Origin of the sequence: Acidovorax sp. Root219 (genome assembly GCF_001428665.1) — a bacterium.
GTDB lineage: Bacteria > Pseudomonadota > Gammaproteobacteria > Burkholderiales > Burkholderiaceae_C > Acidovorax.
Genome location: NZ_LMIJ01000034.1, coordinates 96517 through 116811 on the forward strand (window position 1 = coordinate 96517; position 20295 = coordinate 116811).

The 20295-nt window shown below is 65.0% G+C and carries 28 protein-coding genes; 22 read left to right on the plus strand and 6 right to left on the minus strand.

What is annotated here, in order from left to right:
* Positions 1 to 43: 43 nt before the first annotated feature.
* On the minus strand, positions 44 to 565 hold the full coding sequence (locus ASE28_RS27255) for a hypothetical protein (RefSeq protein WP_057269277.1): 522 nt from the start codon (positions 563 to 565) through the stop codon (positions 44 to 46).
* 10 nt (positions 566 to 575) lie between these two features.
* Positions 576 to 1226 (minus strand): S24 family peptidase, encoded by a 651-nt coding sequence (locus ASE28_RS27260; protein ID WP_057202742.1) that lies wholly within the window; start codon positions 1224 to 1226, stop codon positions 576 to 578.
* An 89-nt stretch (positions 1227 to 1315) separates the two neighbouring features.
* On the opposite strand from ASE28_RS27260, the gene ASE28_RS27265 reads away from it, so the two are divergent.
* From ASE28_RS27265 to ASE28_RS32375, 12 genes are all read left to right on the plus strand, one after another.
* Positions 1316 to 1540: a hypothetical protein gene (locus ASE28_RS27265; RefSeq protein WP_057202743.1), complete on the plus strand. Its 225-nt coding sequence runs from the start codon at positions 1316 to 1318 to the stop codon at positions 1538 to 1540.
* A gap of 195 nt (positions 1541 to 1735) precedes the next feature.
* Positions 1736 to 1996 (plus strand): hypothetical protein, encoded by a 261-nt coding sequence (locus ASE28_RS27270; RefSeq protein WP_157422150.1) that lies wholly within the window; start codon positions 1736 to 1738, stop codon positions 1994 to 1996.
* The gene (locus ASE28_RS27275) at positions 1996 to 2250 is read left to right on the plus strand and encodes a hypothetical protein (protein WP_057269279.1); all 255 of its coding nucleotides are present in this window, start codon (positions 1996 to 1998) and stop codon (positions 2248 to 2250) included. Before ASE28_RS27270 ends, ASE28_RS27275 begins: the two co-directional genes overlap by 1 nt.
* Positions 2247 to 3488 carry a DUF1376 domain-containing protein gene (locus tag ASE28_RS27280; RefSeq protein ID WP_057269280.1) on the plus strand — a complete coding sequence of 414 codons (1242 nt, stop codon included), beginning with the start codon at positions 2247 to 2249 and terminating at the stop codon, positions 3486 to 3488. The genes ASE28_RS27275 and ASE28_RS27280 overlap by 4 nt, the downstream gene beginning before the upstream one ends.
* Positions 3475 to 4326 carry a DUF6475 domain-containing protein gene (locus ASE28_RS27285; RefSeq protein WP_057269281.1) on the plus strand — a complete coding sequence of 284 codons (852 nt, stop codon included), beginning with the start codon at positions 3475 to 3477 and terminating at the stop codon, positions 4324 to 4326. The genes ASE28_RS27280 and ASE28_RS27285 overlap by 14 nt, the downstream gene beginning before the upstream one ends.
* Positions 4323 to 4775, plus strand: coding sequence for a hypothetical protein (locus ASE28_RS27290; protein WP_057269282.1), 453 nt, complete (start codon positions 4323 to 4325; stop codon positions 4773 to 4775). The genes ASE28_RS27285 and ASE28_RS27290 overlap by 4 nt, the downstream gene beginning before the upstream one ends.
* Entirely contained in the window at positions 4772 to 5197 is a 426-nt protein-coding gene (locus ASE28_RS27295) for a hypothetical protein (protein WP_057269283.1), read from the plus strand. Before ASE28_RS27290 ends, ASE28_RS27295 begins: the two co-directional genes overlap by 4 nt.
* On the plus strand, positions 5191 to 5763 hold the full coding sequence (locus ASE28_RS27300) for a hypothetical protein (protein ID WP_057269284.1): 573 nt from the start codon (positions 5191 to 5193) through the stop codon (positions 5761 to 5763). Before ASE28_RS27295 ends, ASE28_RS27300 begins: the two co-directional genes overlap by 7 nt.
* A gap of 324 nt (positions 5764 to 6087) precedes the next feature.
* On the plus strand, positions 6088 to 6369 hold the full coding sequence (locus ASE28_RS27305; protein WP_057269285.1) for a holin: 282 nt from the start codon (positions 6088 to 6090) through the stop codon (positions 6367 to 6369).
* Positions 6366 to 6962, plus strand: coding sequence for a lysozyme (locus tag ASE28_RS27310; RefSeq protein WP_057269286.1), 597 nt, complete (start codon positions 6366 to 6368; stop codon positions 6960 to 6962). The genes ASE28_RS27305 and ASE28_RS27310 overlap by 4 nt, the downstream gene beginning before the upstream one ends.
* On the plus strand, positions 6959 to 7276 hold the full coding sequence (locus ASE28_RS27315; protein WP_057269287.1) for a hypothetical protein: 318 nt from the start codon (positions 6959 to 6961) through the stop codon (positions 7274 to 7276). The genes ASE28_RS27310 and ASE28_RS27315 overlap by 4 nt, the downstream gene beginning before the upstream one ends.
* Positions 7276 to 7773 carry a hypothetical protein gene (locus ASE28_RS32375; RefSeq protein WP_057269288.1) on the plus strand — a complete coding sequence of 166 codons (498 nt, stop codon included), beginning with the start codon at positions 7276 to 7278 and terminating at the stop codon, positions 7771 to 7773. The genes ASE28_RS27315 and ASE28_RS32375 overlap by 1 nt, the downstream gene beginning before the upstream one ends.
* Positions 7774 to 7914: 141 nt before the next feature.
* Here the strand turns inward: ASE28_RS32375 and ASE28_RS27325 are convergent, their stop codons facing one another.
* Positions 7915 to 8796, minus strand: coding sequence for a hypothetical protein (locus ASE28_RS27325; protein WP_057269289.1), 882 nt, complete (start codon positions 8794 to 8796; stop codon positions 7915 to 7917).
* 256 nt (positions 8797 to 9052) lie between these two features.
* On the opposite strand from ASE28_RS27325, the gene ASE28_RS27330 reads away from it, so the two are divergent.
* Genes ASE28_RS27330 through ASE28_RS32525 form a run of 6 tightly spaced genes read left to right on the plus strand, consistent with a single transcriptional unit; the run spans position 9053 to position 12443 of the window.
* Positions 9053 to 9445, plus strand: a complete 393-nt coding sequence (locus ASE28_RS27330) for a hypothetical protein (RefSeq protein WP_157412508.1) — start codon at positions 9053 to 9055, stop codon at positions 9443 to 9445.
* A gap of 22 nt (positions 9446 to 9467) precedes the next feature.
* On the plus strand, positions 9468 to 9773 hold the full coding sequence (locus ASE28_RS27335) for a hypothetical protein (protein WP_057269290.1): 306 nt from the start codon (positions 9468 to 9470) through the stop codon (positions 9771 to 9773).
* A 29-nt stretch (positions 9774 to 9802) separates the two neighbouring features.
* Positions 9803 to 10417: a terminase small subunit gene (locus tag ASE28_RS27340; RefSeq protein WP_057269291.1), complete on the plus strand. Its 615-nt coding sequence runs from the start codon at positions 9803 to 9805 to the stop codon at positions 10415 to 10417.
* Position 10418: 1 nt separating this feature from the next.
* The gene (locus ASE28_RS27345) at positions 10419 to 11168 is read left to right on the plus strand and encodes a terminase large subunit domain-containing protein (RefSeq protein ID WP_235516229.1); all 750 of its coding nucleotides are present in this window, start codon (positions 10419 to 10421) and stop codon (positions 11166 to 11168) included.
* A 40-nt stretch (positions 11169 to 11208) separates the two neighbouring features.
* Positions 11209 to 11847 carry a hypothetical protein gene (locus tag ASE28_RS32520; RefSeq protein WP_162262283.1) on the plus strand — a complete coding sequence of 213 codons (639 nt, stop codon included), beginning with the start codon at positions 11209 to 11211 and terminating at the stop codon, positions 11845 to 11847.
* A 26-nt stretch (positions 11848 to 11873) separates the two neighbouring features.
* Complete coding sequence (locus ASE28_RS32525; RefSeq protein WP_162262284.1) at positions 11874 to 12443, plus strand: DUF1643 domain-containing protein; 570 nt, start codon at positions 11874 to 11876, stop codon at positions 12441 to 12443.
* A 9-nt stretch (positions 12444 to 12452) separates the two neighbouring features.
* Here the strand turns inward: ASE28_RS32525 and ASE28_RS33265 are convergent, their stop codons facing one another.
* Positions 12453 to 13022 (minus strand): helix-turn-helix transcriptional regulator, encoded by a 570-nt coding sequence (locus tag ASE28_RS33265; protein ID WP_235516230.1) that lies wholly within the window; start codon positions 13020 to 13022, stop codon positions 12453 to 12455.
* Between the two features lie 175 nt (positions 13023 to 13197).
* Here ASE28_RS33265 and ASE28_RS27365 point away from each other — a divergent pair, with 175 nt between their 5' ends.
* On the plus strand, positions 13198 to 13962 hold the full coding sequence (locus tag ASE28_RS27365; protein WP_057269296.1) for a hypothetical protein: 765 nt from the start codon (positions 13198 to 13200) through the stop codon (positions 13960 to 13962).
* A 31-nt stretch (positions 13963 to 13993) separates the two neighbouring features.
* On the opposite strand, the gene ASE28_RS31690 is transcribed toward ASE28_RS27365, so the two are convergent.
* Together ASE28_RS31690 and ASE28_RS27370 are read right to left on the minus strand one after the other, a co-directional pair.
* The gene (locus ASE28_RS31690) at positions 13994 to 16042 is read right to left on the minus strand and encodes a DUF4238 domain-containing protein (protein WP_082608280.1); all 2049 of its coding nucleotides are present in this window, start codon (positions 16040 to 16042) and stop codon (positions 13994 to 13996) included.
* 474 nt (positions 16043 to 16516) lie between these two features.
* Positions 16517 to 17725, minus strand: a complete 1209-nt coding sequence (locus tag ASE28_RS27370) for a Fic family protein (protein ID WP_057269297.1) — start codon at positions 17723 to 17725, stop codon at positions 16517 to 16519.
* Between the two features lie 250 nt (positions 17726 to 17975).
* Here ASE28_RS27370 and ASE28_RS27380 point away from each other — a divergent pair, with 250 nt between their 5' ends.
* From ASE28_RS27380 to ASE28_RS33385, 3 genes are read left to right on the plus strand one after another with little or no spacing between them, the layout of a single operon-like run.
* Positions 17976 to 19001, plus strand: a complete 1026-nt coding sequence (locus tag ASE28_RS27380; RefSeq protein WP_162262285.1) for a type IV toxin-antitoxin system AbiEi family antitoxin — start codon at positions 17976 to 17978, stop codon at positions 18999 to 19001.
* Positions 18991 to 19767 (plus strand): nucleotidyl transferase AbiEii/AbiGii toxin family protein, encoded by a 777-nt coding sequence (locus ASE28_RS27385; protein WP_235516231.1) that lies wholly within the window; start codon positions 18991 to 18993, stop codon positions 19765 to 19767. The genes ASE28_RS27380 and ASE28_RS27385 overlap by 11 nt, the downstream gene beginning before the upstream one ends.
* 4 nt (positions 19768 to 19771) lie before the next feature.
* Positions 19772 to 19906, plus strand: a complete 135-nt coding sequence (locus tag ASE28_RS33385; RefSeq protein ID WP_255361102.1) for a hypothetical protein — start codon at positions 19772 to 19774, stop codon at positions 19904 to 19906.
* The last annotated feature ends 389 nt before the right edge of the window (positions 19907 to 20295 follow it).

The window sequence follows — 20295 nt, forward strand, 5'->3', positions numbered from 1 at the left end:
GCAAAAGCAAGCATCAACCATCGAGACCGAGACGTTGTCGTAGTCAGACCTTCAACGCAGAAATTTTCACCGCACAGTAAGGCGCATGGCCTCGGTCGACAAACCCAGCCAGTTGGACGACGTGAAGGACTTCATCGAGATTGCGTTCATCGATCAGGTCGGTCGATTTCCTGAACTTCGAGATGGGGTCGAAGGACAGTATTGAGAAGAAACCATTGATGTCCGCTACGTCGATGCCCATGCTTTGAAATTCCTCGAGCGACAGCGCGGGATTGCCCAGCGGGTGTCCGAAGCGTTCGTTCTGCCACGTCGCCACGGGTTCCGGGATCTGTAGGGCGATCAGGTTGCACGCGCCGTTGAGCCGGATGGCCTGGGTGACCGCGTCCAGCGTTTCTTGATCCTTGATGTCCAGGAGCTGGTACAGGTTCTCCTGCAGCCCAAACTCCCTGGTGATGGTTGCATGCATGGCATCGTGCTGGCTCCAGCCCGACAGACCCACGCTGGGGATGCCGTCGCAGGGCCAGACACGGATGTCGAAGCCAATGCAGGTGTATGTGGAGGTCATCAATGGGCGCTCAGTCATTGCTCCACAACGCCGACTTCGCTATCCCCGCCACATACTGAATCACCTCCACCTCATCCTCCGGAATGCTGATCCGCGGGTGCGCCTCGTTCACCGAATCCAGGTGCACCATCCCATCGCGCACATAGGCCAGCTGCTTGACCATGACCTTGCCGCTGCGCTCGCGCACCAGCACCTCGTCACCGGGATTGAAGCCATGGTTGGGCTCGATGACGACGAACTCGCCGTGGCGGATGCGCGGCTTCATGCTCTCGCCCTTGCAGCGCAGGGCATACGCATTGGGGTCGCGCGTGGGCCAGTTGATGCGGCCGTCGCCGTGGCCCACGGGGTACTGCAGCTCGCAGAAGTAGCCGTCGTCGCCCAGCTGCGCGGTGCCCACCACGGGCACGCCCTCGGGCGCGAGGATGCGCGCGGCCTCGCTGCCGGTGCGCAGCAGCGAGGGGAACATGGTGCCCATGGGCAGGTGGGCGCGCTTTTCGAGGTTGAGGGCGGCGCGCTCGCCGAAGGCCTCTTCCTCGTCCAGGTACTGCGTCATGCGGCCCTTGCTCACGCCGAACTGGTCCATGAAGCGCTGGCGGTCGGTGCCGAAGTGCTTCTCGAAGTAGGCGGTGAATTCCGCGCGGCGGGTGCTGTCGTTGCTCATGGTTGCGCAGTTTAGCTGTAGCTAAATTTTTGGCAAGTTGTTTTAGCTTGTACTTGACTATTTGTTTAGTTAAAACTAAACTGCAGGCCATGAGATTCACGGACTGGCTGGATGCCGAACCTGGCCGCAACAAGGCGGTGGCAGAGCACTTTGGCTTGACGCCGAGCGCCATCACGCATTGGCGCCGGGCGGTGCCCCGAAGCCGCATGCACGAGCTGCATGCGCTGACGCAAGGGGCGGTGGACTTTGCGGGCATGTTGCCGCGATCCCGGGGCCCCGCAGCCCCGGCGGACCCCGATCCAGGGGTGGATTGATTGATGAATTGATTGACGGGGCGGATGGCCAGCGCCATTTCGATCCCTTGATTTCTCCTTCCATGGCGCTGACGCAGCAGGCGCCATGGACTTTGCCCGGCGCTGCTTTTGGCGCCGGGCACTTTTCTTCAATGGGCCAGTGCGCTCCCTCGGGAGCGTGGGCGCCCGCACGCCTTGTGAGGAGTTTGACGAGCCATGCGATCACCACCATCCCCCATGCACGCGGGCCCCAATGCCTTCGAATCGGTGCGCCCGCGCGGTGCCGATGCCGCGCGCAGTGCTTCTGCGCACCGGCCCGAGCTGCCTGCCGGCAGGGTGCTGCTGTTCAATTGCAGAGGGCTGCGCACCGTGGGGCTGGCTCCGCGGGCGCAGGGCGCCATCTGCATCGAGAGCCGGGCCCAGTCCCAGGCCAGCCTGGACAAGAGCCGCCGCATTGCGCGCGACTGGAGGCAGTGATGCCGGTGCCGGCTGCCCATTCACCCACCACCGCCATCGAGCGGCTCACGCCCCGGGCGCTGCAGGCGGCAGCGCAGTGGGCCGCGGCGCAGCACATCCCCCTGGTGGAGGCCAACCACCATGAGGCGGGCTCGGACCTGTGGGCGCAGTTCAATGCGGCCTATGGTGCATGCGCGGCGGCGACGGCGCCCACGCACGCAGGGCGCCCACGCCAGCCGTGCCATTCCCGCCGCCTGGAGCAGGAGGCCGCTTGAGCCACAGCAGCAAACCCCCCGCCGATGTGGTCAATGCCGCAGGCCTGCCTGCGCCGCTGACTTCGCCCGCGTGCGACCTGAGCGACTTCCAGTACATGGAGCTCGACGTGCGGCGCCTGCGCGACTCGAAGTTCGCGGCCGCTGCCGAGGGCGAGGCGTTTCGCGCGGGCATTCTGCTGTGGTGCGCGGCCTGGCACCAGGTGCCCGCGGCCTCGCTGCCCGACGACGATGTGGAGCTGGCCAACCTGGCCGGCTACGGCCGCGTGCTCAAGGAATGGAAGAAGGTGCGCGCCGCCGCGCTGCACGGCTTTGTGAAGTGCGCGGACGGGCGCCTGTACCACCCGGTGGTGGCAGAGAAGGCCATTGCGGCCTTTGCCGCCAAGGAGAAGTACGCGTACGAAAAATTCTGCGACCGCCTGCGCAAGGAGAACGCCAAGCGCGCCAAGGAGGGCAAGCCGCCGCTCCACGTGCCCACCCAGGCGCAGTGGAAATCCGGCGCCCACCCGCACGGCATGGCGGCCAGGGGCGGGGAATGCCTGCCGCAGGGGGATGGCCTTGCGGCGCCGGGCGGGGATTTTCCGGCGGAAAGTGGCCACCCGTCCGCTGGTTTTCCGGCGGAAACCGGCCTTAAAGGGAACAGAACGGAACGGAGCCGAGAACGAGATGGAGATGGAGATGGAGATGGAGATGGAGAGAGAACAGAACCTTCTCAAGACACCGTTACTGGCGTAACGGGCTGCGCCGCCGTGCTGGAGCCCCCCAGCCTGCTCGGCGATGTTCCTGCCGATGGGTCTGCCAGTGCGCCTGCACAGGGGCGGGGCGCAACGCCGGCCGAGATGACGCGCGACGAGCTGTGGTCGGTGGGCAAGTCGCTGCTGCAGCAGGCCGGCATGCCCAAGGCGCAGTGCGGCAGCTTCGTGGGCCGGCTGTGCAAGGACTACGGCAACGACATCGTGGTCGACGCGGTGCGCGCCACCTGCGTGGCCCGCCCGGTGGACCCGGCCGAGTACCTCAAGGCCATCTGCATGCGCGCCGCAGGGCAGCGTGGCGGCGGCCCCGCTGCAGGCGGCCATGCCCCGGCCATCCACGCGCCGGCCAACCGGCAGGAAGCGCTGGAGCTGCGCAACCGCAGCGTGGCCGATGCCTGGGCGGCCGAGGTGCCCGGGGCCGCCGAGCAGTCACCGACACCCCACCACCCACCCGCCCATGGAAAGGAGCCAGCCCATGCAGCCCTCTGAACGCGCCCCGTTTGCGCAACTGGTCACCGACGTGCTCGCCTACTACCGGCAGGACGCCAGCCGCTTCGTGCTGGACCTGTGGTGGGGCGCGTGCCAGCCGTTCGAGCTCTCGCAGATCCGCCAGGCCATGCAGCGCCATGCGACAGATGCCGAGCACGGCCGCTTTGCGCCGCGCGTGGCCGACGTGGTGCGCATCCTTGCCGGCACGGCGGCCGACCGTGCGGCCCTGGCCTGGGGCAAGACGCTGGAGGCCATGGGCAGCGTGGGTGCCTACACCGACGTGGTGTTCGACGACCCCGCCATCCACGCCACCGTGGTGGACCTGGGCGGCTGGCCCAAGGTGTGCCGCACGGACCTCAGCGAGCTGGGCTACCTGCAGCACCGCTTTTGCGAAAGCCACCGCGCCTACACCGGGCGCGGCAGCTTCGACTACCCGCGCTGCCTGGGCGGCGACCGCAGCCCCGACAGCGAGTACGCCAAGGTCGGCCTGCCCCCGCCGCGCATCGCATTCATTGGCAATGCGGAGCGCGCGCGCCTGGTCTATGACGGCGGCAGCGCGGCCGGCAAGACGGCGGTGCGCTTTCACACGCTGCAGGCCCTTGCGGCAGCGCCGCGTGATGCAACTCACGCGTCCTCGGCAGCACCGCGTGCCGCAACACCTTTGCCTTCGGCTTTGCAGCGTACCCCGCAGCGCGCCCTGGCCTCCACGGGCGCCAGCCCGGTGCAACCACGGCCCGGCGCATTGCGCACCGCGCCCGTGGCGCGCCGGCCCGGCTACCACCAGGGCGCCGCCAACCCACCACTGAACACCACCGCAGAAAGGACGTACCACCCATGAAAGCCATGCTCGTCAAATCCCCCGAAGGCCTGCGCGGCAGCACCCCGGCCGACCAGGACGCCTGGGCCCGCTTTGCGCGCAAGCTCGAAGTGATGAAACCCGGCACCTGTCTGCGCATGGAATGGAGCCGTCCGCGCAACGGCCCGCACCACCGGCGCCTGTTCGCGCTGCTGCAGGTGGTGGCAGAAAGTACCGAGGTCTATGACACCCCGGAAAAAGCCCTGGTGGCCGTGAAGCTGGCCGCCGGCTATTGCGACGATGCCATCGACCCGCGCACCGGCAACACCGTCCCGGTGCTGCGCTCGATTCGCTATGAGGCCATGGACCAGAAGACCTTCGAGCGCTTCTACGCGGCAGCGTTCGATGCGGTGCTGCAGGTCATCCTGCCGGCCATGGACCGCGCCACCCTGCAGCGCTTGATCGCCATGGTCGAGGAGGGCTGGGCATGAACGCCGCGCCGTTGGCTGCCGCGCACCCAGGCACCGGCGCCGGGGTCTGCGCCCTGCTGCGCAGCGGTGGGCCAGGGCAGCCGTGCCCCGCATGCCAGGCAGCGCAGACCCGCGCCCACAGCCCCCTGTTTCGCGCCCACTGCCACGGCTGCAAGGTGCGCGCGCTGGCGCAGGGCCCGCAGTTCTGGCGCTCGGTGAAAGAGGGTGCCCACACCGATGCCTACCAGGGCGAGCTGGCCGCCGTGTTCGGCGCGGCCCGCGCCGCCGCCGGCCATGCCGTGGTGCTGGCGGAGTACCGGCGCCTGAGGGCCCTGCAGGACAACGCCGCGCGCTGCGGGGTGCTGCCGCGCGACCCGCGCAGCCATGCCACCGGTGGCAGCGACATCGATACCCACAACAACCATCCAGGACGACCATGCTGATGACCGACCACCATACCAACCACCACCACCGCACCGTGGAAGAGGCCTACACCCGTGCGGGCACATCGTCCTCCAACCTCAAGGTGGACCCGGATCGCCGCGGCGACGCCGACGTGCTGATTGCCGCCGGCTGGTCGCCCGGCATGCTGGGCGGCGCGCTGATGCGCCTGCGCGGCGAGTGGGACAGCGCCGCACTGCCGCGCCACGGCGATCTGGGCGCCGACGCCCCGCAACTGCTGGGCCGCCTGCGGTCGCTGGGCCAGGTGCTCAGCGCCGTGGAGCGCTGGGCCGCCGCCAAAGGCCTGGCCGATGCGCGCACCCTGGCGCGCAGCTGCGTGTGCTACTGGCTCGACCCCACCTGCCACGCGTGCCTGGGCCGCGGCAGCTCGCTGGTGCCCGGCACCCCCCTGCTGGGCCGCGTGTGCAAGGCCTGCGGCGGCACCCGCAAGGCGGTCGAACCCATGGGCCAGGACGGGCGCCGCCTGCTCAACCTGATCGACGATTGCGTGGCCCGCCGGCACCAGTCGATGAAAAAACGCTTGCATGCCACCAAGGACCGGGGTTAAAATTGCAGCCGACGATTGCAAGAAATGTAGACAAGCCATTTTCTCGCACGTCGCCCCTTCGTTGATTGCCCGCAGCCACAGCCTGGCCCTTGCCTGTAGCGACTGCGGTAGACAGTAAAGGGCAACGCTCGTCCAGAGATTTCATGCGGATTCGAAATCCGTACCAGCCAGTCCCGCATGGTGTGCCCTGCGGGACTTTTTTTATGGGCGATTTCTTCGCCTGGGCCCCCCCGCACCGCCACCCACCGCACCAGCCGCAGCAGCGGCTTTTTTTGCGCCCGCCTTCGCTGTCAGAGCGCCTGAACCCGCAAGGAGTACCCCGCCATGCACACCACCACCACCAACGACACCATCGAGGCCCTGGGCGCCACCGGCAGCAAGGCCATTGCCACCGGCGCCGGGCTCACCAGCTTTGGCTGGCTCACCTCCAACGAATTCCTGGGCCTGGTCGGCGCGGCCGTGGCCATCGCGGGCCTGGCCGTCACCTGGTACTACAAGCGCGAGGCCAACCGCCGCCAGGCGCGCGAGCATGCGCTGCGCATGGCGCGCCTGCGCCAGGGGCTGGGCGAGGAGAGCGAGCTGGGCGAGCAAGGGGCCGAAGAATGAACGCCACCCCTTCTGCCGGCGCCGACCGCGCCTTGCGCTACATCCCCCACCTGGTCGGCTCCCTCGCGCTGGCCAGCGCCGCGGTGCTCACCTTTCTTGGACAGTGGGAGCCCGACGTGCGCGACCCCGGGCTGGTGTATGCCGACGCGCTGGCGGGTGGGCTGCCCACGGTGTGCAAGGGCATCACGCGGCATGTGACCCGCACGCCGGTGGTCGTGGGCCAGCGCTGGACGCCTGCGCGCTGCGCGCAGGAAGAGGGCGCCGCCATCGAGGCGCTGCAGCTGCGCCTGGCCCGGTGCTTCACGCGGCTGCCGCCGCAGAGCGTGTTCGACATGGCCACCAGCCATGCCTGGAACAACGGCGTGGGCAACACCTGCGCCAGCCAGGCCATGGTGGCGTGGAATGCGGGCGACTGGGCGCTGGGCTGCTGGCGGCTGGGCGTGTCCGACAGTGGCAAGCCCGTGTGGAGCTATGTGCGCACGGGTCGCATGCTGCCCGATGGCAAGCCCGAGATGCGCTTTGTGCAGGGCCTGGCCAACCGGCGTGCGGCAGAGACTGCCGCATGCCTGCAGGGGCTGGAGGCACGGCCATGACTGCTGTGGTGGATATCGTCCTGGGCATGGTGCTGCTGACCATGCCGCCCACGCCCCAGCCGGTGACCTACACGGCCACATCGGGTGCGACCACGCTGGGCTACAGCAGCGTGGCCGGCTGGGTGCCTGCGCAGCAGTGCTTCAACCGCTGCCGCACCACCGCGAACGAGCCAGTGATGCTGCTGCGCGGCGAGCTGTCGCTGGCGGACATGGCGGGCCTGGGCATCGTGGTTCGCCGCGACGGTGTGCCCGTGCTGTCGTTCTGGCGCTTCTTCGGCAATGTGCCTGTGGCCTATGTGGAAGGGGGGCGGTAGTGGCACCGCTGCTCATCACCCACACCGCTGCGGCCGTGCTCGGCGCGGCCTTGGCCGCCACCGCAGCCTGGCAGGTGCAGGACTGGCGCCTGGGTGGCCAGATCACCAGCCTGCAGGCCACCCATGCCACCGAGCGCGCACGCGCCAGCCAAGCCGCATGGGCGGCAGAGCGCGCTACCTCCATTAAGTACCAAGGAGCCCTCAATGTTGCACGTACCCGTGAAGCCACTTTGCAGCGCGATGCTGCCCGCGCTCGCGCTCTGTCTGACGGCCTGCGCGAGCAAGCCGCCGACGCCGCCCGCCGCATTGCCCATGGCGCTGCCCCCGCCGCCGTCGCTGAGTACGCCACTGCCGTCGGTGAGCTATTCGCTGACTGCAGCCGAAGCTATCAAAGCCTGGCGCGCCAGGCAGATGGCCACGCGGCTGATGCAAGAGCCCTCCGCGACGCCTGGCCCGTGAAGGATGGCAATCCTTCTGGTGATACCAACGGTATGTGACGCAGTGCAGGTCTCTGCTCCAGAGCGGCTACAAAGCCCAGCGAAGCGGTTCTGGCTAGGCGCTCCGTCGCAGGCAGTACGGTAGTACGACAAGACGGAGCAACGACGCCAGAAGGGCTTTTTAGCCGCTCTCGGCTCAGCTCAGTTGCAGGCGATGGTGCCTGGTGCTCCTGCGATCGCGGCATACCGGATCTGGAACGGCTGCGCCAGGTTGATGCTCGACGGGAAGGCCGAGAACACGGCCTGCTTCTGCGTGGGCGAGGCGATGGTGCCGACGCCCGACCAGCCGCCCTGGGGCGTGAAGAGGGCGGTGCCGGCGTCGTAGGTGTACTGCGACACGGCCACCGAGGTGGTGCCCTGCACGAAGAAGAAGCTGCCGCTCAGAAAGCCCGGGTTGCCCGATGCGGCCGTGAGCAGCATGGTGACCTTCTGCGTCTCGGGGTTCACACCGAAGTCGGCCAGCAGCATGCCGTTGGCGTTGTTCGCCAGCGCGCCGGCGCAGGTGCGCGATGCGGCCGACACGTTGGCCACCTTCACCGTGTAGGTGCTGGTGATGGTCTTCCCCTGCAGCAGCACGCTGGCGGTGAACACGGCGTTCACGTCGGCCGTCTGGCTGGCGGCCAGGAACACGCCCTGCGGCGTGATGGTGCCTGCCGAGGCGGGCACCACGCTCCACACGGCCACGGTGGGGGTGGTGCTGCCATCGGCATTGCGCACGGCGGCAGACAGAGTGATGGTGCCGGCCTCGTTCACCGTGGTCGGGCCCGAGATCTGCAACTGGGCTGCGGCGCTGGCGGCCACGGCCTGGGGTACGAAGTGCAGGGACTGCGGGTCCCACTTGAAGGTGACATCCCACTCGCCCGCGCCGGGCACCTTCAGGCGCTTGACGGTGAACGTGTCGACCGCATCGGTCTGGTAGCCGGACTGGGTGAGGTCGATGTCGATCGCCGCCGAGGCGGACATCGACAAGGTGGTGGCCGCAATGGCGGCGCAAATGGCTTTGAGCTGGGTTGGTGCCTTCATGAACGATCCCTTGTTATGTGATTTTTGGCGGCTGATCGTAACGGGCGAAGCCCTGTGCGCCGCTGCGCTGTCGTATTTGCGCCAAGCAGGCAAAGCCCTGGCGGGGCCCCGGCTGCGGGGCGCTTTCTTCTGCCTGCGCCGTGGCATGCCATCACTCCACAACCCAGTACCGGCGCTGCCTGCAGGGCCACAGCCAAGTTGCCGTGCCGCCACCGTGGCAAGCGCGCCAAGCCCCTTCAACCCTTGAGTTCTGCCCATGCAAGCACACACGCAGTTACACCTTTGTACCCACCTGCACAGCGCCGCAGGTGCCATGGCCCTGACCATGCCCACGCGCACCATCACCAGCATCCGTGCCGGCGGCCTCAAGTCGCGCGTGGAAAAGCTACTGCACAGCCAGGCCGGCCAGCCGCTCACGCTGGGCGAGATCGGCGCCGCGCTGGACCTGCCCAAGACCTCCCACCCCGAGATCAGCAGCTGCCTGGCCAAGCTGCGCGAGGCGGGCACCGTGCAGTCTGCCCCCGGCCCCGCATCGAGCGCGCGCGGGCGGCGCCAGGTGCAGCGCTACAGCATCCTGCTGCGGCGCGTGGGGGGCGATGTGCGCGTGTCGGAGATGGATGCGCGCCGAGCACTTGCAATGGCCCGCTGATTGCCCACCAGGAGACTTGCCCATGGACGTTGAACACCACAGCGAAGAAGACCTGCACCTCATCGAACTGCAGGCCCCGGGCAGCGCGCCCCTGCACGCCGGTGTGTCCGCATCGGGCCTGGTCTACCTGCGTGGCGACCTGCACCCGCTGGGCAGCGCCACGGCCCTCATCAAGGCCGCGCGCGAGCACGTGCCCTATGCGGCGCTGGGCGCGGTGAACGTGCTCTTTCCGGCCGACTGGCTGCGTGGCGAATGCCAGCACGATGCCGACCGCCTGCGCGTGATTGCTGCGATGGAGCGCTTGGTGCGCGGGGCGGGGGCGGCATGACCGGGGAAGTTGCCCAAACCCCTGGTGCCATGATGCGTGTCGACCCCATTTTCCCCATCGACCCCGCCGATCAGCAACTGCAGTTCACGCTGATGGCGGCCGATGGCCAGACTGGCAAGGCCGCCGCCCCAGCAGCAACCCCGCAGGCCGCGCGGCCCGGCCGCGCTCCGCGGCTGAGGGCGGTGGCGAGCGCTGTGTCCGACCCGCAGGCGGCAGGCCGCCCACCCGGCCTGGGCGTGGCACCCGGCCCCACACCGGGCGACAGCGTCACCCAGGACATGGTGGTGCGCGAACTCGCTGGCATCGCCTTCTTCGACATCCGCAAGCTCTTCAACGATGACGGCAGCCTCAAGCGCGTGCAGGACCTCGACGGCGCCACCGCTGCGGCCATCGCCTCCATCGAGGTGGTGGAGATCGGCCCCGGCGGCCAGCTGGAGCTGGGCAAGAAGTTCAAGTCGCCCGAAAAGCTCAAGGCGCTGGACCTGCTGGGCACGCACCTGGGCATGTTCGCCAAGAAGGCCGACGACGCGCCCGACCCCTTGCGCAAGGCCCTGGCCCAGATGCCCGCTGACCGGGCCGAGGGCATGCTGGCGGCGCTGGAGCTGGTGAAGTCGATCAAGGGGAAGTCGCACGGTGCCACCTGACATGAAGTGCCTGCCTCACCTTCCCGAGGCCCTGGCCCACGCCTCCATCGAAGAGATCGAGGCCCTCGAAGCCCTGCTGCGCGACAAGCTCGCCGGCTGGCGCATGCGCCGCTTCTTTCAGGACGAAGGCCCCCTGCGCCGCGCGCTGTATGCGCGGCACCTGGCTTTCTTCAAGGCCGGCGCCACGCACCGCGAGCGCTGCTTCATGGCCGGCAACCGCGTGGGCAAGACCATCGGCGGCGCGTACGAGACGGCCCTGCACCTCACCGGCCGCTACCCCGCCTGGTGGGAGGGCCGCCGCTTCGATGGCCCCATCCAGGCCTGGGCCGCCGGCAAGTCGCTGGAGACCACGCGCGACATCGTGCAGCTCGAACTCTACGGCCCGCCGGGCCAGCCCGGCACCGGCATGGTCCCCACCGACGACATCGCCAAGGCCCGCCCCCGCGCCGGCGCCAACGGCGCACTCGACTACCTGTGCGTGCGCCACCAGGGCGGGGGCGAATCGGTCATCGGCTTCAAGTCGTACGACCAGGGCCGCAAGGCCTTCGAGGGCACCGCGCGGCACTGGGTGTGGCTGGACGAGGAGCCGCCGGTGGCGGTGTACAACGAGTGCTTGACGCGCACCGCGACGACGCAGGGCTTGATTGCGATCACCTTCACGCCGCTGGAGGGGGCGACGGAGGTGGTGCTGGATTTCTTGACGAAGGGGGTGGTGGTTGGGGGAGATGGCGGCGCAGCAGGTGTGGCGTGATGGCTGCTCTGGGGCGTGCTGAGGCAGTACGATCACGCCCATGCGTGAATTCCAATTGCTCACCATCGCCGAATGCCGTGCCCACATTGCGCCATTGGTAGACGCGGCGTTGGGGCCACAAGGTTTTGTCAATGTGCGTCCGATGCTGTGGGTGAACAGCAGTGCCGCGCCCATTCGCCGCATCTTTGAGTATTGGCAGCTGGGCAGCGGTTTGTCGCCGCGGTGGGGCTACTCTTTCGACGCCGTGCCCCACCTGGCGGGTGGCAAGCCCAAATGGCACCGCACGGAAAAATCGGCCTTGCTCGATGCCTTTGTGGATGGCCAGGGTGCGGCGCACAACCTGTCTTGCATCTGGGGCGTGGATGGGCTGCTGACGGGCATGCTCGAGAAGGTGCACGCGGCAATCGCCCAGGCACAGGCGTTCTGGCAGGCGGCCCCCACACCTGCCCACGTCTTTGCGCAGGTGATCGAGATGGCCGAAGAGTCGAAGCAGCGCCATATGCAGCTGCCACTGCACATGGCCGCGGCCATGTGCCATGCCTTCGCGGGGCGCGAAGAGCAGGGGCGCAAGGAGCTGGCGCTCTTCATCAGCCGGGGCAAGGCCAAGGAGGAAGCGGTGCCCAAGCTGTCGGATATTTTCGAGGGGTGGCTCAAGGATGGTTACAGGCCGGGCGCTTGAAGCGCAGAGCCACGGCGCCTGATTGCATGTTCATGCCCGACCAGCCCATCCCGCCCAGCGTAAGCGCCCATGATCCCGGTGGCCGGAGGAAGCCCGCTTGGCCCGTAGATTCGCGGGTTTGCGCGCAATTTTCGGACTGCGGACGGTACCGCTATGCGCTGACTGAAGTCTGGGACGAAAAACGTCCCACCGTCATGTTCCTCTTGATGAATCCCTCTGTGGCGGGCGTGGAGCATGCCGATCCGACGCTGATCAAGACGGGCAGGCTCGCAAGGGCCTGGGGCTACGGCGGGCAATTGGTGGGAAACATGCACGCCTACCGCGTTACCGACAGCAAGCTGCTGGCTGGCGTTGACGACCCGGTAGGCCCCGGAAATGACGCGGCACTGCTGGAGATGGCGGGCGAGGCCCGGATGGTTGTGCTTGCTTATGGTTTGCCGCCAAAGACGTTGCGTCCAAGAGCCCAAGCGGTGATCCGGATGCTCGGCGAAATGGCTTCCCTCCAGTTCCTTCGATTGACCCAGGATGGCACGCCGGCCCACCCGCTCTACCTGCCCAGGGGCCTGCTTCCTCAAAACTACAGCGTCGCTTGGTAGCGCGAGGCGCTAACGCCTTGCGCTAGGTCGCTTGCCCAGCAGCAGGGCTGCCAGGCCCTGGGCCGTAGCGTTGCCTTTGGCGGCAGAAGCGCGGATGTGTTTGTGGATGGCCTCGGTCGATTCCGTGGCGGTAATGGCTCGTGCCTTCTTGGCTCCCACTTTGCCTCCTGTGGATTGTTCGGCTGGCGCAGGCGGGCTTTTCTGATTGCGCCTAGCCGCAGGCTTGGCAGGGGTATTACCTCTCTGGCTACCAGCAACTGGTCTTGGTGCGGTTGGCCCAACGGGTGTGTGCTTCGGTACCGATGGCGGCTTGCTCTTTTGGCGCAACCTGCGCACCTCGCGTTCGAGCGCCGCATGGTCTTGCAGCGGGGCGATCAAATCCGCTAGGCCATTGGCCTGGTTGATGAGCCACATGCACATCACATACGAGGCCATCGCCACGGACGGGTCGCCCCGTTCGATGCGGGCCATGGTGGGCTGCGATACGCCCAGCTTGCTGGCCCATTGCCCCTGCGTTTCGCCCCGGCGCTTGCGCGCGATGGTGATGTTCAGGCCAAGTTGCTCGATCTCGCGCAGCACTGCTGACGGGTGCTCCGAGTGAGGTGCGTTTTGTCGCGGCATTCATAGATATTAATGAAATTGCGGTTTTGTGCAAATCTATGAATAAGTCTGTTCACAGGGAGTGCGACAGGCGTGGCGAACCCAAGGCTCCCTACCGTGTGTCTACCTACTTCGCATTTTTTGGAAGCACCCCATGAGCAAAGCCATCATCCAGGCCGGCTGGAACGACGTGCCCCACCTTGACGAGAAGACCAAGCAGGAACTGGCCGAGAGCTTTCCCCCGCACGAGCGCGAGGCGCGCATGAATGGCGTGCCCGTGCTGGGCAGCGGCAAGGTGTTCCCGGTGGCCGAGGAGTCCATCGTCGTGCCGCCGTTCGCGCTGCCCACGCACTGGCCGCGCATCGTGGGCCTGGACTTCGGCTGGGACCACCCCGCCGCAGCCGCCTGGCTGGCGTGGGACCGCGACACCGACACCGTCTACGTATACGACACCTTTCGCGTGCGCGAAACCAGCGTGGCCATGCAGGCCCCGCTGATCGCCGCGCGCGGCCGCTGGATGCCCGTGGCCTGGCCGCACGATGGCCTGCAGCACGACAAGGGCAGCGGCGAACAGCTCGCCGGCCAGTACCGCACCCTGGGCGTGAATTTGCTGCCCGAGCGCGCAACCTTCGAAGACGGGAGCAACGGCCTGGAGGCCGGCATCAGCGACTTGCTCACGCGCATGCAGACCGGGCGCTTCAAGGTGTTCAGCACGTGTGGGGATTGGCTGGAGGAATGGCGGCTGTACCACCGCAAGGATGGGCTGATCGTGAAGCTGCGCGATGACCTGCAGAGCGCCACGCGGTATGGGGTGATGATGCTGCGGTTTGCGGTGGTGGAGCCGCGGGCATCAATGCTGGGGGCGGGGCGGGGTGGTGCGGCGGGCGGGGGGTATGGGGGGAGGAGAGGGGGGTATTGAGAGACCGTTTTCGCATTCTTCACACCAAACGTCAGGAGTTCAGAATTTGTCGTATCCCCGCTAACTCCACCTCACTTTTCACGTCAATCCAAGTTCGACCTTCCTCTGTGTCAGACATGAAGATGCCAAACTGCCACATTATTCGCTCCACATGCTCCGCCATAATTAGCAAGGCAGGGAGCGATGGAGAAGGCCGATTGATCAATTCAATTTGTTCTCGAAGATCGCGGTCAAACAGCCTCAACCAGTCCTGCAGACCTGCGTCTGTAATGAGTTGGCAAACTGCTGACGAGGGTTCGAGGTCTAGCGACTTCGCGGTCTTCAGGCTGCAATATCCAGCGATGGTTGTGAGAAGAAGGTCTGTGGCTGGAAATACGTCGGCGAGCAAAAATTCGACATTGCCGTGCACTGGGAATTGCTGGCATGCAGCATGCAGCATGTTGAGGGCAATTGAAAGGTCATTTGCAGAAGCTAGCTCTGCACGATGCATGTCTTCGCCATCCATGAACGATGCTACAGCCTTGGATGCGTAGATGTGCGCGAGAAATCTTCGAGTTCCCTCAAGCGTTGCGCGCACTCTTTCTGTGAACTGGCGAGTCTGGAGTGCTGGCTCTATGTTTGCAAACCAGGCATTAAAAAAAATAGCTCGCCCCAGAAGAAATCTCAGTTGATTGCTTCCATCCTTGAGCGACTGTGGCTGTTTTGACAACAACAGCCTCGCCATTTTTGTTGAAACGATGATTCTCAGTGGTGCTTCAGCCGATGTCGTAAAAACTTCAACAGTGCCGTTGGTAGCCAAGGCAACATCGTATGGTGACAAGGGTCCGCCACGCATGCGAGCAACTTCGTTCGGAACGTCTTGGGCAACGAGAATGGAATGAATTCCATCTGTCTCGCAGCCTCCAAACTGCTCTGCGATAACGCTATGGATTGCTTTGATAAGTTGAGCATTCTTATCCGCAGCCGATGCGAAGTTCACTCGCAGCATTTTGCTTTGCTGCTTGTCCGTTGCTGGCGTTGTGAGGGGCTGCGTCAGGGGGGATTCGTCGGCGATCAAGTCGTCTGTAAAGCTGTTGATCGCTTCACCGATATGGGCTTGCAGCACCTCCAGTTCAGCGCTTTCAACGGAGCTGACGAAGAAGTCCATCGAGCATTTGGCTAGGGTCAGGTTCAAGCTCTCTATTTCAGGAATCTGTGGGCGCAAAGAGCCAACAAGAATCTGAGTTGCACTGATTGGCATCGCCACTAGAGCAACATCTTCGTTAGATGCCATCGTGAAAGGGCTCATTTCTCCGTCGCTGTTTGCGACCACTGCAACACAATCGGGAAGTAGCACATGTGCGGGGGCATCTACAGAAATCACACGCCACTGCAAGCGTTCGAGTGCTTTCAAACGCTCGTCGGGGGATAGAGATTTTTGGAGGGCTGCTAAATGGCCTTTCTCTATCAACTTAGGGAGTGCATCTCGTATGGCTGTCAGCTGAGTGAGTGCGTCTGAGGTGACAGAAGGGGCCAGGAGATCGAATTTCTCGCGGAATTTGAACCGAATAATTCTCTCAAGCTGCCTGCGCTCCTTGGTAGGAAGGTTGCCTGCTCCCAGGGCGTCAAGTGTTTGCGCGATTTCTGTTATCGTTTTTGAGTCAGGGGCGTCGGAATCAACGTCCATGAGCTTCCTTAGTTTATTCGGATCGCTAAGCGCATCCTCGAATTGTGTAAAAAGCCCGCATGCGAGCTGAGCAAACGAACCTCTTGTATGGGCTGCTCGAATGCTTAAGTGAACGATGACGACCGATGCGAGATCTGAATCAACCAAGTCGCCAGATTGAGTGGCTATGAGGCGATCAAGCGCGGGGTTGAAAGACTCACTTTCAAATGTAGTAATAATGTCGTCGAGAGTGGCCTCAGAGCCGTCTGCAGGCGGCGAGTAAAAGTCTCGTTGAGCGGCGACACCTTTGGTCGAAGTTGTGTACGGCTGTGCCCCCTTTTTGTAGACAACGACCTGCGATTCCTTTCTGGTCTTTGAAGCCTCGAAATTTCTGAGCAGGTACTGTGGAATGAAGTGTTGTTTACGTCCGGCCATTTTGCTACCCGCAGGTGTGTGAGGTATGAGAAAAAACGCTACCTCCGTGCCGTCGATACTAGCTGGTAGCTGTAGTTTGTGCCCCTTCTTTTTGGCGGTACAAAGCGCAGCGAGGGACCGCGCAAAGCATGTGCTCCCGCATCTGTCGCGCGCGCTTCCTCTCGCTACGCCGACTTACGACATAACGCCCATGGCCTTTGCGCCCAAGGTGGCGGGCGATATGCCGTGCGCCGGCTTGATCGACTCCAAGGTGGCAGCGCGCACCTAGAGGCTGGCGCAAGACTTCGTGGGCCGGCAGAGGGCAGCGAAGGCTTCGCTGCACATATTGATGCGTTGAGAGGTGCCTTTCCCAGGCCAAGGAGCGGATCGGTCGGTGGAGCATCGGGTGGTGCCGTGGCGCCCTCTCATCGCCACGCTTGTTCGCGTCGCATGAATATCGCGCAAAGACGAACCCGGCCGGCCAGCGGCATCGGACTAATCCAGCGCAATAGTCGAAGCCTCCGGATAAAGGTTCGGCAGCAGAATGTTCAGCGCAGACATCGGAAAAGCGATGCTCAACTCCCCCCTGTGCCCTTCGCTCTTGAGCAGCCCGTCACTGAGGAAGCGTGACACCACCTTGCGGCCGGTGCGCTCGCCCAGGCCGGTCATGCGAATGAAGTCCCCGCGCGACATGGCCCCGCTGACTGCCACGGTCTGCAGCGGCAAGACAGCCTCTTCGCGGTACTCCGTGATCCCCTTGGTGGCACTCTCGACCATGACGTAGGCCCGCAGGCGGTTTTTGAGCTGGGGCAGGTCGAGCATGGAGCCCATGAAGTTCACCTGGTCCTCGCACAGCCCGACGAAATAGCGGCACCACTCCCAGAGCATTTTCTGGCTGAGGTTGCCTCGCCCGTCCAGGTCGCCTTGGCGTGGGCTGTCCGCGCTGTCGAGCAGTTCGTGGTATCGCTCGCGCTGGCGCGCGAGCCCGCGGTTGACCGACCACAGGCCGCCACTGATGGGGAGCAGGGCGCAGTGCGTCTGCAGGCGCACTGCGCGGCCGTTGCCGTCCTCGAAGGGGTGCGTCCAGGCCATGCGGTGGTGGGCTGCGGCAATGGTGTAGATGACGGCGTCTACACCGCGCAGTTGGCTGTACACCTCGTCCATGCGGGCAAGAAAGCGGGGCACGGACTGCCAGGCCGGCGGCTGGTGTCGGCCCACGGCGACGTCATGCACCCGCAATGCACCGGGTTCTACCCGTCGACCGTCCTCGGTGAGGCGGTCTTCGGTAGGCAGCCGGCTGTACAGGCTCTTGTGCGCCTGGCACAGGAAGGCGCTGCCCAGCGCGGCGGCTTCGGTGGTCAAGCTCTGTTCCAGATCGCGCTCTGCTTCGATGTGTGCAAGCGCCACGCGCTGGCGCCTGGCCACGTCGGGCTTTTCCGAGAAGTCATGCCGCAGTGCCCGCTCGATGTTGGCCGGGTGGGTCGCTTGCCCCTCGATGCCGTTTGAGTAGTAGGAGTTCATCGAGCGCACGATTTCGCGCAAGGCGGTTCTTGCTTCGGGGCTGGCGGCAGCCTTCAGCGCGGCAGATTTTTCAAAGACCCTCCGGGTGGCCTCGCCCAGCTCCGCCAGGCCCTGGGTGGGCAGAAGTGGTTCGAACTGGTGCGGCTGGTCGTAAGCTGCAACCGGAGTAGGTTTAACGGACATGGTTTCCGGTTGAAATTTGCCGCAATGCTAGCAAAAATATCTTTTTAAATCAAATGGATATATGGTAATTTTGGTTGAAGGGTCCGCAGAAATTGCCGGTTATTTTTCTGGTTAAGTTGCCGCTTCGATCTCGAATCGGCGTTGGGAAGCAGCACGCGCATGCAAAGTGGATCGAGAGGTCGCAGGCCCTTCCATTGCCCCTTTTGTTCGTTTATCATCAATGTTCACGTTACATGAACATCGTGAAAAAATGAACACCGGCACAGTGATTGAACAAGCGTTGGAAGCTGCAGAGCCAGTCCTGCAAGGTGAGGTTGTGGATTTTCTGGGCCCAAAGGATCGCAACAACGCGATCATCAAGCTCGCTCGGACTGGGCAAGATCTGGGTCGTTTTACGGTCCAGGTGAGCCATATTGCACGCACTAGCGACTTGATCTGGTATCGGGCCGAAAAAGAGCGTGGTGACAACAGCACCCCGTTGCTTTTGATCGCCCCCTACTTGTCTGTCAAGTTGGCCGAAGAATGCCAGCGCACCGGCATCAACTTCCTGGACACCGTGGGCAACGCCCACATCGACGTCCCGGGCAGTTACCTGTTCATCACCGGCAAGCCCCGCCCCAAAGAGCCCCGCGCCGCCACCGATCAATCCGCCCTGCGCAAGGCCAGCACCTTGCGGGTCATCTTTGCGTTGCTGACCATCGAGGGCCTAGCGCAGCAGCCAGTGAGGACGATCGCCGAGGCGGCCGGTGCCGCGTTGGGCTCAACGTCGAATGCCATCGAGGACCTGGTGGCGCTGGGGTTCATCACGGGTGAAGCGCGTAAGCGGCGCTTGGCCAACAAAGAGGCGCTGCAGGTAGAGTGGGCCAGGCAGTACCCGATTTCGCTGCGGGGCAAGCTCAAGCCGCAGCGGTACGCCTGCGTGGATGGTGCCGATTGGCGGGGGGGCAGTCTTCTGACTGATGAACCCGAGGTGGCGCTGGGCGGTGAGATGGCTGCTGCTGCGCTCACGCAATACATCAACCCAGCCAGCGCGTGCATCTACAGTTGGCTGGACAGGGGTCAACTACTGCGCAAGCACCGCCTGCGCCCGGATCCTGGCGGGCCCATCGAAGTGTTGGATGCCTTCTGGCCCCGCGCGGATCAGGCGAAGGCGAAGGCTGTGGAGCCGGCCGTGGCGCCCTTGCTGCTGGTCTACGCAGATCTGATGGCCAGCAATGAAGGCCGCAGCGTGGAAGTGGCGGGCATGCTGATGGAGCGGCTCAAGAATGGTGCTTAAAGTCCGCGCCGACCGACCCATCGACCGGGGCCTGCATGCGATTCTTGTGCATGCCAAAGCGGCCACGCAGACGCTTGGCATTGATGTGTTCGTGGGCGGAGCCATGGCCCGGGACATCATGCTCACGCATGTGTACGGGCAGGCGGTCCTCAGGGCCACGCGCGATGTGGACATCGGCCTGTACATCGACAGCTGGGAGCGCTTCACCGCATTGAAGAATCGACTCACCGCCACAGGGGCGTTCTTTGATGTGCACGGCATGTCCCACCGGATGCACTACCTGCGCCCCGGTGGAATTCCGTTGGATCTCATTCCTTTCGGGGGCGTTGCAGGAGACGACCAGACCATCGCCTGGCCGCCCGGTCATGACGTGGTGCTCAATGTGGCCGGGTTCAGGGAGGGGCTGGACAGTGCGGATCTGGTGGATCTGGGTGCGGGGCTGTCGATGCATGTCTGCACACTGCCCTCTTTGTCGGTGCTCAAGCTGCTGGCCTGGCGTGACCGTGGTCGCGACAACAACAAGGATGCCACCGACTTCCTTGCGTTGGCGCAGGCCTATGCCAGTGCCGGCAACATGGACCGGCTCTACGACGAAGAGGCGCCGCTGCTGGAGATGGCCGGCCACGATCCCGATCTGGCCGGCGCGGCGTTGCTCGGCAAGGACGCTGCAATCCTGTGCAATCCTGTGCAATCCTGTGCAATCCTGTGCAATCCTGTGCAGTCCGGGCACCGCACAGCAGGTGCATGTCATTCTCGCGGACCCTGAACCAATGCTGGACGCGCTTTTGCGCGTGCGCAACCAACTGGCAATGGGTGGTGATGCGCAGCGGCTGCGCGCATTCATCGCGGGCTACCGCAACGGGTTTCTGGGCCAGCGGGCCGCTGAGCGCGGTGGTGACCGCTGAAGTTGTGCATCACACCGCCCTCAACGCCCTGCCACGCGGCTGCACCTCGGGTCTGGCGCTACGCTGAGCTGGTACCGCCGGCCGCGCTGCCGGCAGTACCCCCGCCTCCCGCCTGAGCACCTGCACCTAATCCGTCACCGCAGTGGCAGTGCGCGTCAGCCCCCGCGCCGCAACCGCCACCTGCGCCTGCAGCGAGCGGCGAGGAAGGGCACGCCATAGCTGCAATGGCCTGGCGGTTTGTCCGGGGCTCTGCTTGGCTGGACTGTGCAGGCGGGGGTCTAGTCCATTGTTCCTCGGCTTTGTTTCCGTGGTTGCCGCATGCCTTTGTTGAGGGCGGAGGCCGGGGTGTGCGCCCGGCGGCGCAGTAACTTTCTCTTGCGTCGCCAAGA

Excerpts from the sequence above, each read along its gene's own strand:
- ASE28_RS27255 (WP_057269277.1), bottom strand. The coding sequence starts at position 565 with ATGACCTCCACATACACCTGCATTGGCTTCGACATCCGTGTCTGGCCC.
- ASE28_RS27260 (WP_057202742.1), bottom strand. The coding sequence starts at position 1,226 with ATGAGCAACGACAGCACCCGCCGCGCGGAATTCACCGCCTACTTCGAG.
- ASE28_RS27265 (WP_057202743.1), top strand. The coding sequence starts at position 1,316 with ATGAGATTCACGGACTGGCTGGATGCCGAACCTGGCCGCAACAAGGCG.
- ASE28_RS27270 (WP_157422150.1), top strand. The coding sequence starts at position 1,736 with ATGCGATCACCACCATCCCCCATGCACGCGGGCCCCAATGCCTTCGAA.
- ASE28_RS27275 (WP_057269279.1), top strand. The coding sequence starts at position 1,996 with ATGCCGGTGCCGGCTGCCCATTCACCCACCACCGCCATCGAGCGGCTC.
- ASE28_RS27285 (WP_057269281.1), top strand. The coding sequence starts at position 3,475 with ATGCAGCCCTCTGAACGCGCCCCGTTTGCGCAACTGGTCACCGACGTG.
- ASE28_RS27290 (WP_057269282.1), top strand. The coding sequence starts at position 4,323 with ATGAAAGCCATGCTCGTCAAATCCCCCGAAGGCCTGCGCGGCAGCACC.
- ASE28_RS27295 (WP_057269283.1), top strand. The coding sequence starts at position 4,772 with ATGAACGCCGCGCCGTTGGCTGCCGCGCACCCAGGCACCGGCGCCGGG.
- ASE28_RS27300 (WP_057269284.1), top strand. The coding sequence starts at position 5,191 with ATGCTGATGACCGACCACCATACCAACCACCACCACCGCACCGTGGAA.
- ASE28_RS27305 (WP_057269285.1), top strand. The coding sequence starts at position 6,088 with ATGCACACCACCACCACCAACGACACCATCGAGGCCCTGGGCGCCACC.
- ASE28_RS27310 (WP_057269286.1), top strand. The coding sequence starts at position 6,366 with ATGAACGCCACCCCTTCTGCCGGCGCCGACCGCGCCTTGCGCTACATC.
- ASE28_RS27315 (WP_057269287.1), top strand. The coding sequence starts at position 6,959 with ATGACTGCTGTGGTGGATATCGTCCTGGGCATGGTGCTGCTGACCATG.
- ASE28_RS27325 (WP_057269289.1), bottom strand. The coding sequence starts at position 8,796 with ATGAAGGCACCAACCCAGCTCAAAGCCATTTGCGCCGCCATTGCGGCC.
- ASE28_RS27330 (WP_157412508.1), top strand. The coding sequence starts at position 9,053 with ATGCAAGCACACACGCAGTTACACCTTTGTACCCACCTGCACAGCGCC.
- ASE28_RS27335 (WP_057269290.1), top strand. The coding sequence starts at position 9,468 with ATGGACGTTGAACACCACAGCGAAGAAGACCTGCACCTCATCGAACTG.
- ASE28_RS27340 (WP_057269291.1), top strand. The coding sequence starts at position 9,803 with ATGATGCGTGTCGACCCCATTTTCCCCATCGACCCCGCCGATCAGCAA.
- ASE28_RS27345 (WP_235516229.1), top strand. The coding sequence starts at position 10,419 with ATGAAGTGCCTGCCTCACCTTCCCGAGGCCCTGGCCCACGCCTCCATC.
- ASE28_RS32520 (WP_162262283.1), top strand. The coding sequence starts at position 11,209 with ATGCGTGAATTCCAATTGCTCACCATCGCCGAATGCCGTGCCCACATT.
- ASE28_RS32525 (WP_162262284.1), top strand. The coding sequence starts at position 11,874 with ATGTTCATGCCCGACCAGCCCATCCCGCCCAGCGTAAGCGCCCATGAT.
- ASE28_RS27365 (WP_057269296.1), top strand. The coding sequence starts at position 13,198 with ATGAGCAAAGCCATCATCCAGGCCGGCTGGAACGACGTGCCCCACCTT.
- ASE28_RS31690 (WP_082608280.1), bottom strand. The coding sequence starts at position 16,042 with ATGGCCGGACGTAAACAACACTTCATTCCACAGTACCTGCTCAGAAAT.
- ASE28_RS27370 (WP_057269297.1), bottom strand. The coding sequence starts at position 17,725 with ATGTCCGTTAAACCTACTCCGGTTGCAGCTTACGACCAGCCGCACCAG.
- ASE28_RS27380 (WP_162262285.1), top strand. The coding sequence starts at position 17,976 with ATGAACACCGGCACAGTGATTGAACAAGCGTTGGAAGCTGCAGAGCCA.
- ASE28_RS27385 (WP_235516231.1), top strand. The coding sequence starts at position 18,991 with ATGGTGCTTAAAGTCCGCGCCGACCGACCCATCGACCGGGGCCTGCAT.
- ASE28_RS33385 (WP_255361102.1), top strand. The coding sequence starts at position 19,772 with ATGCTGGACGCGCTTTTGCGCGTGCGCAACCAACTGGCAATGGGTGGT.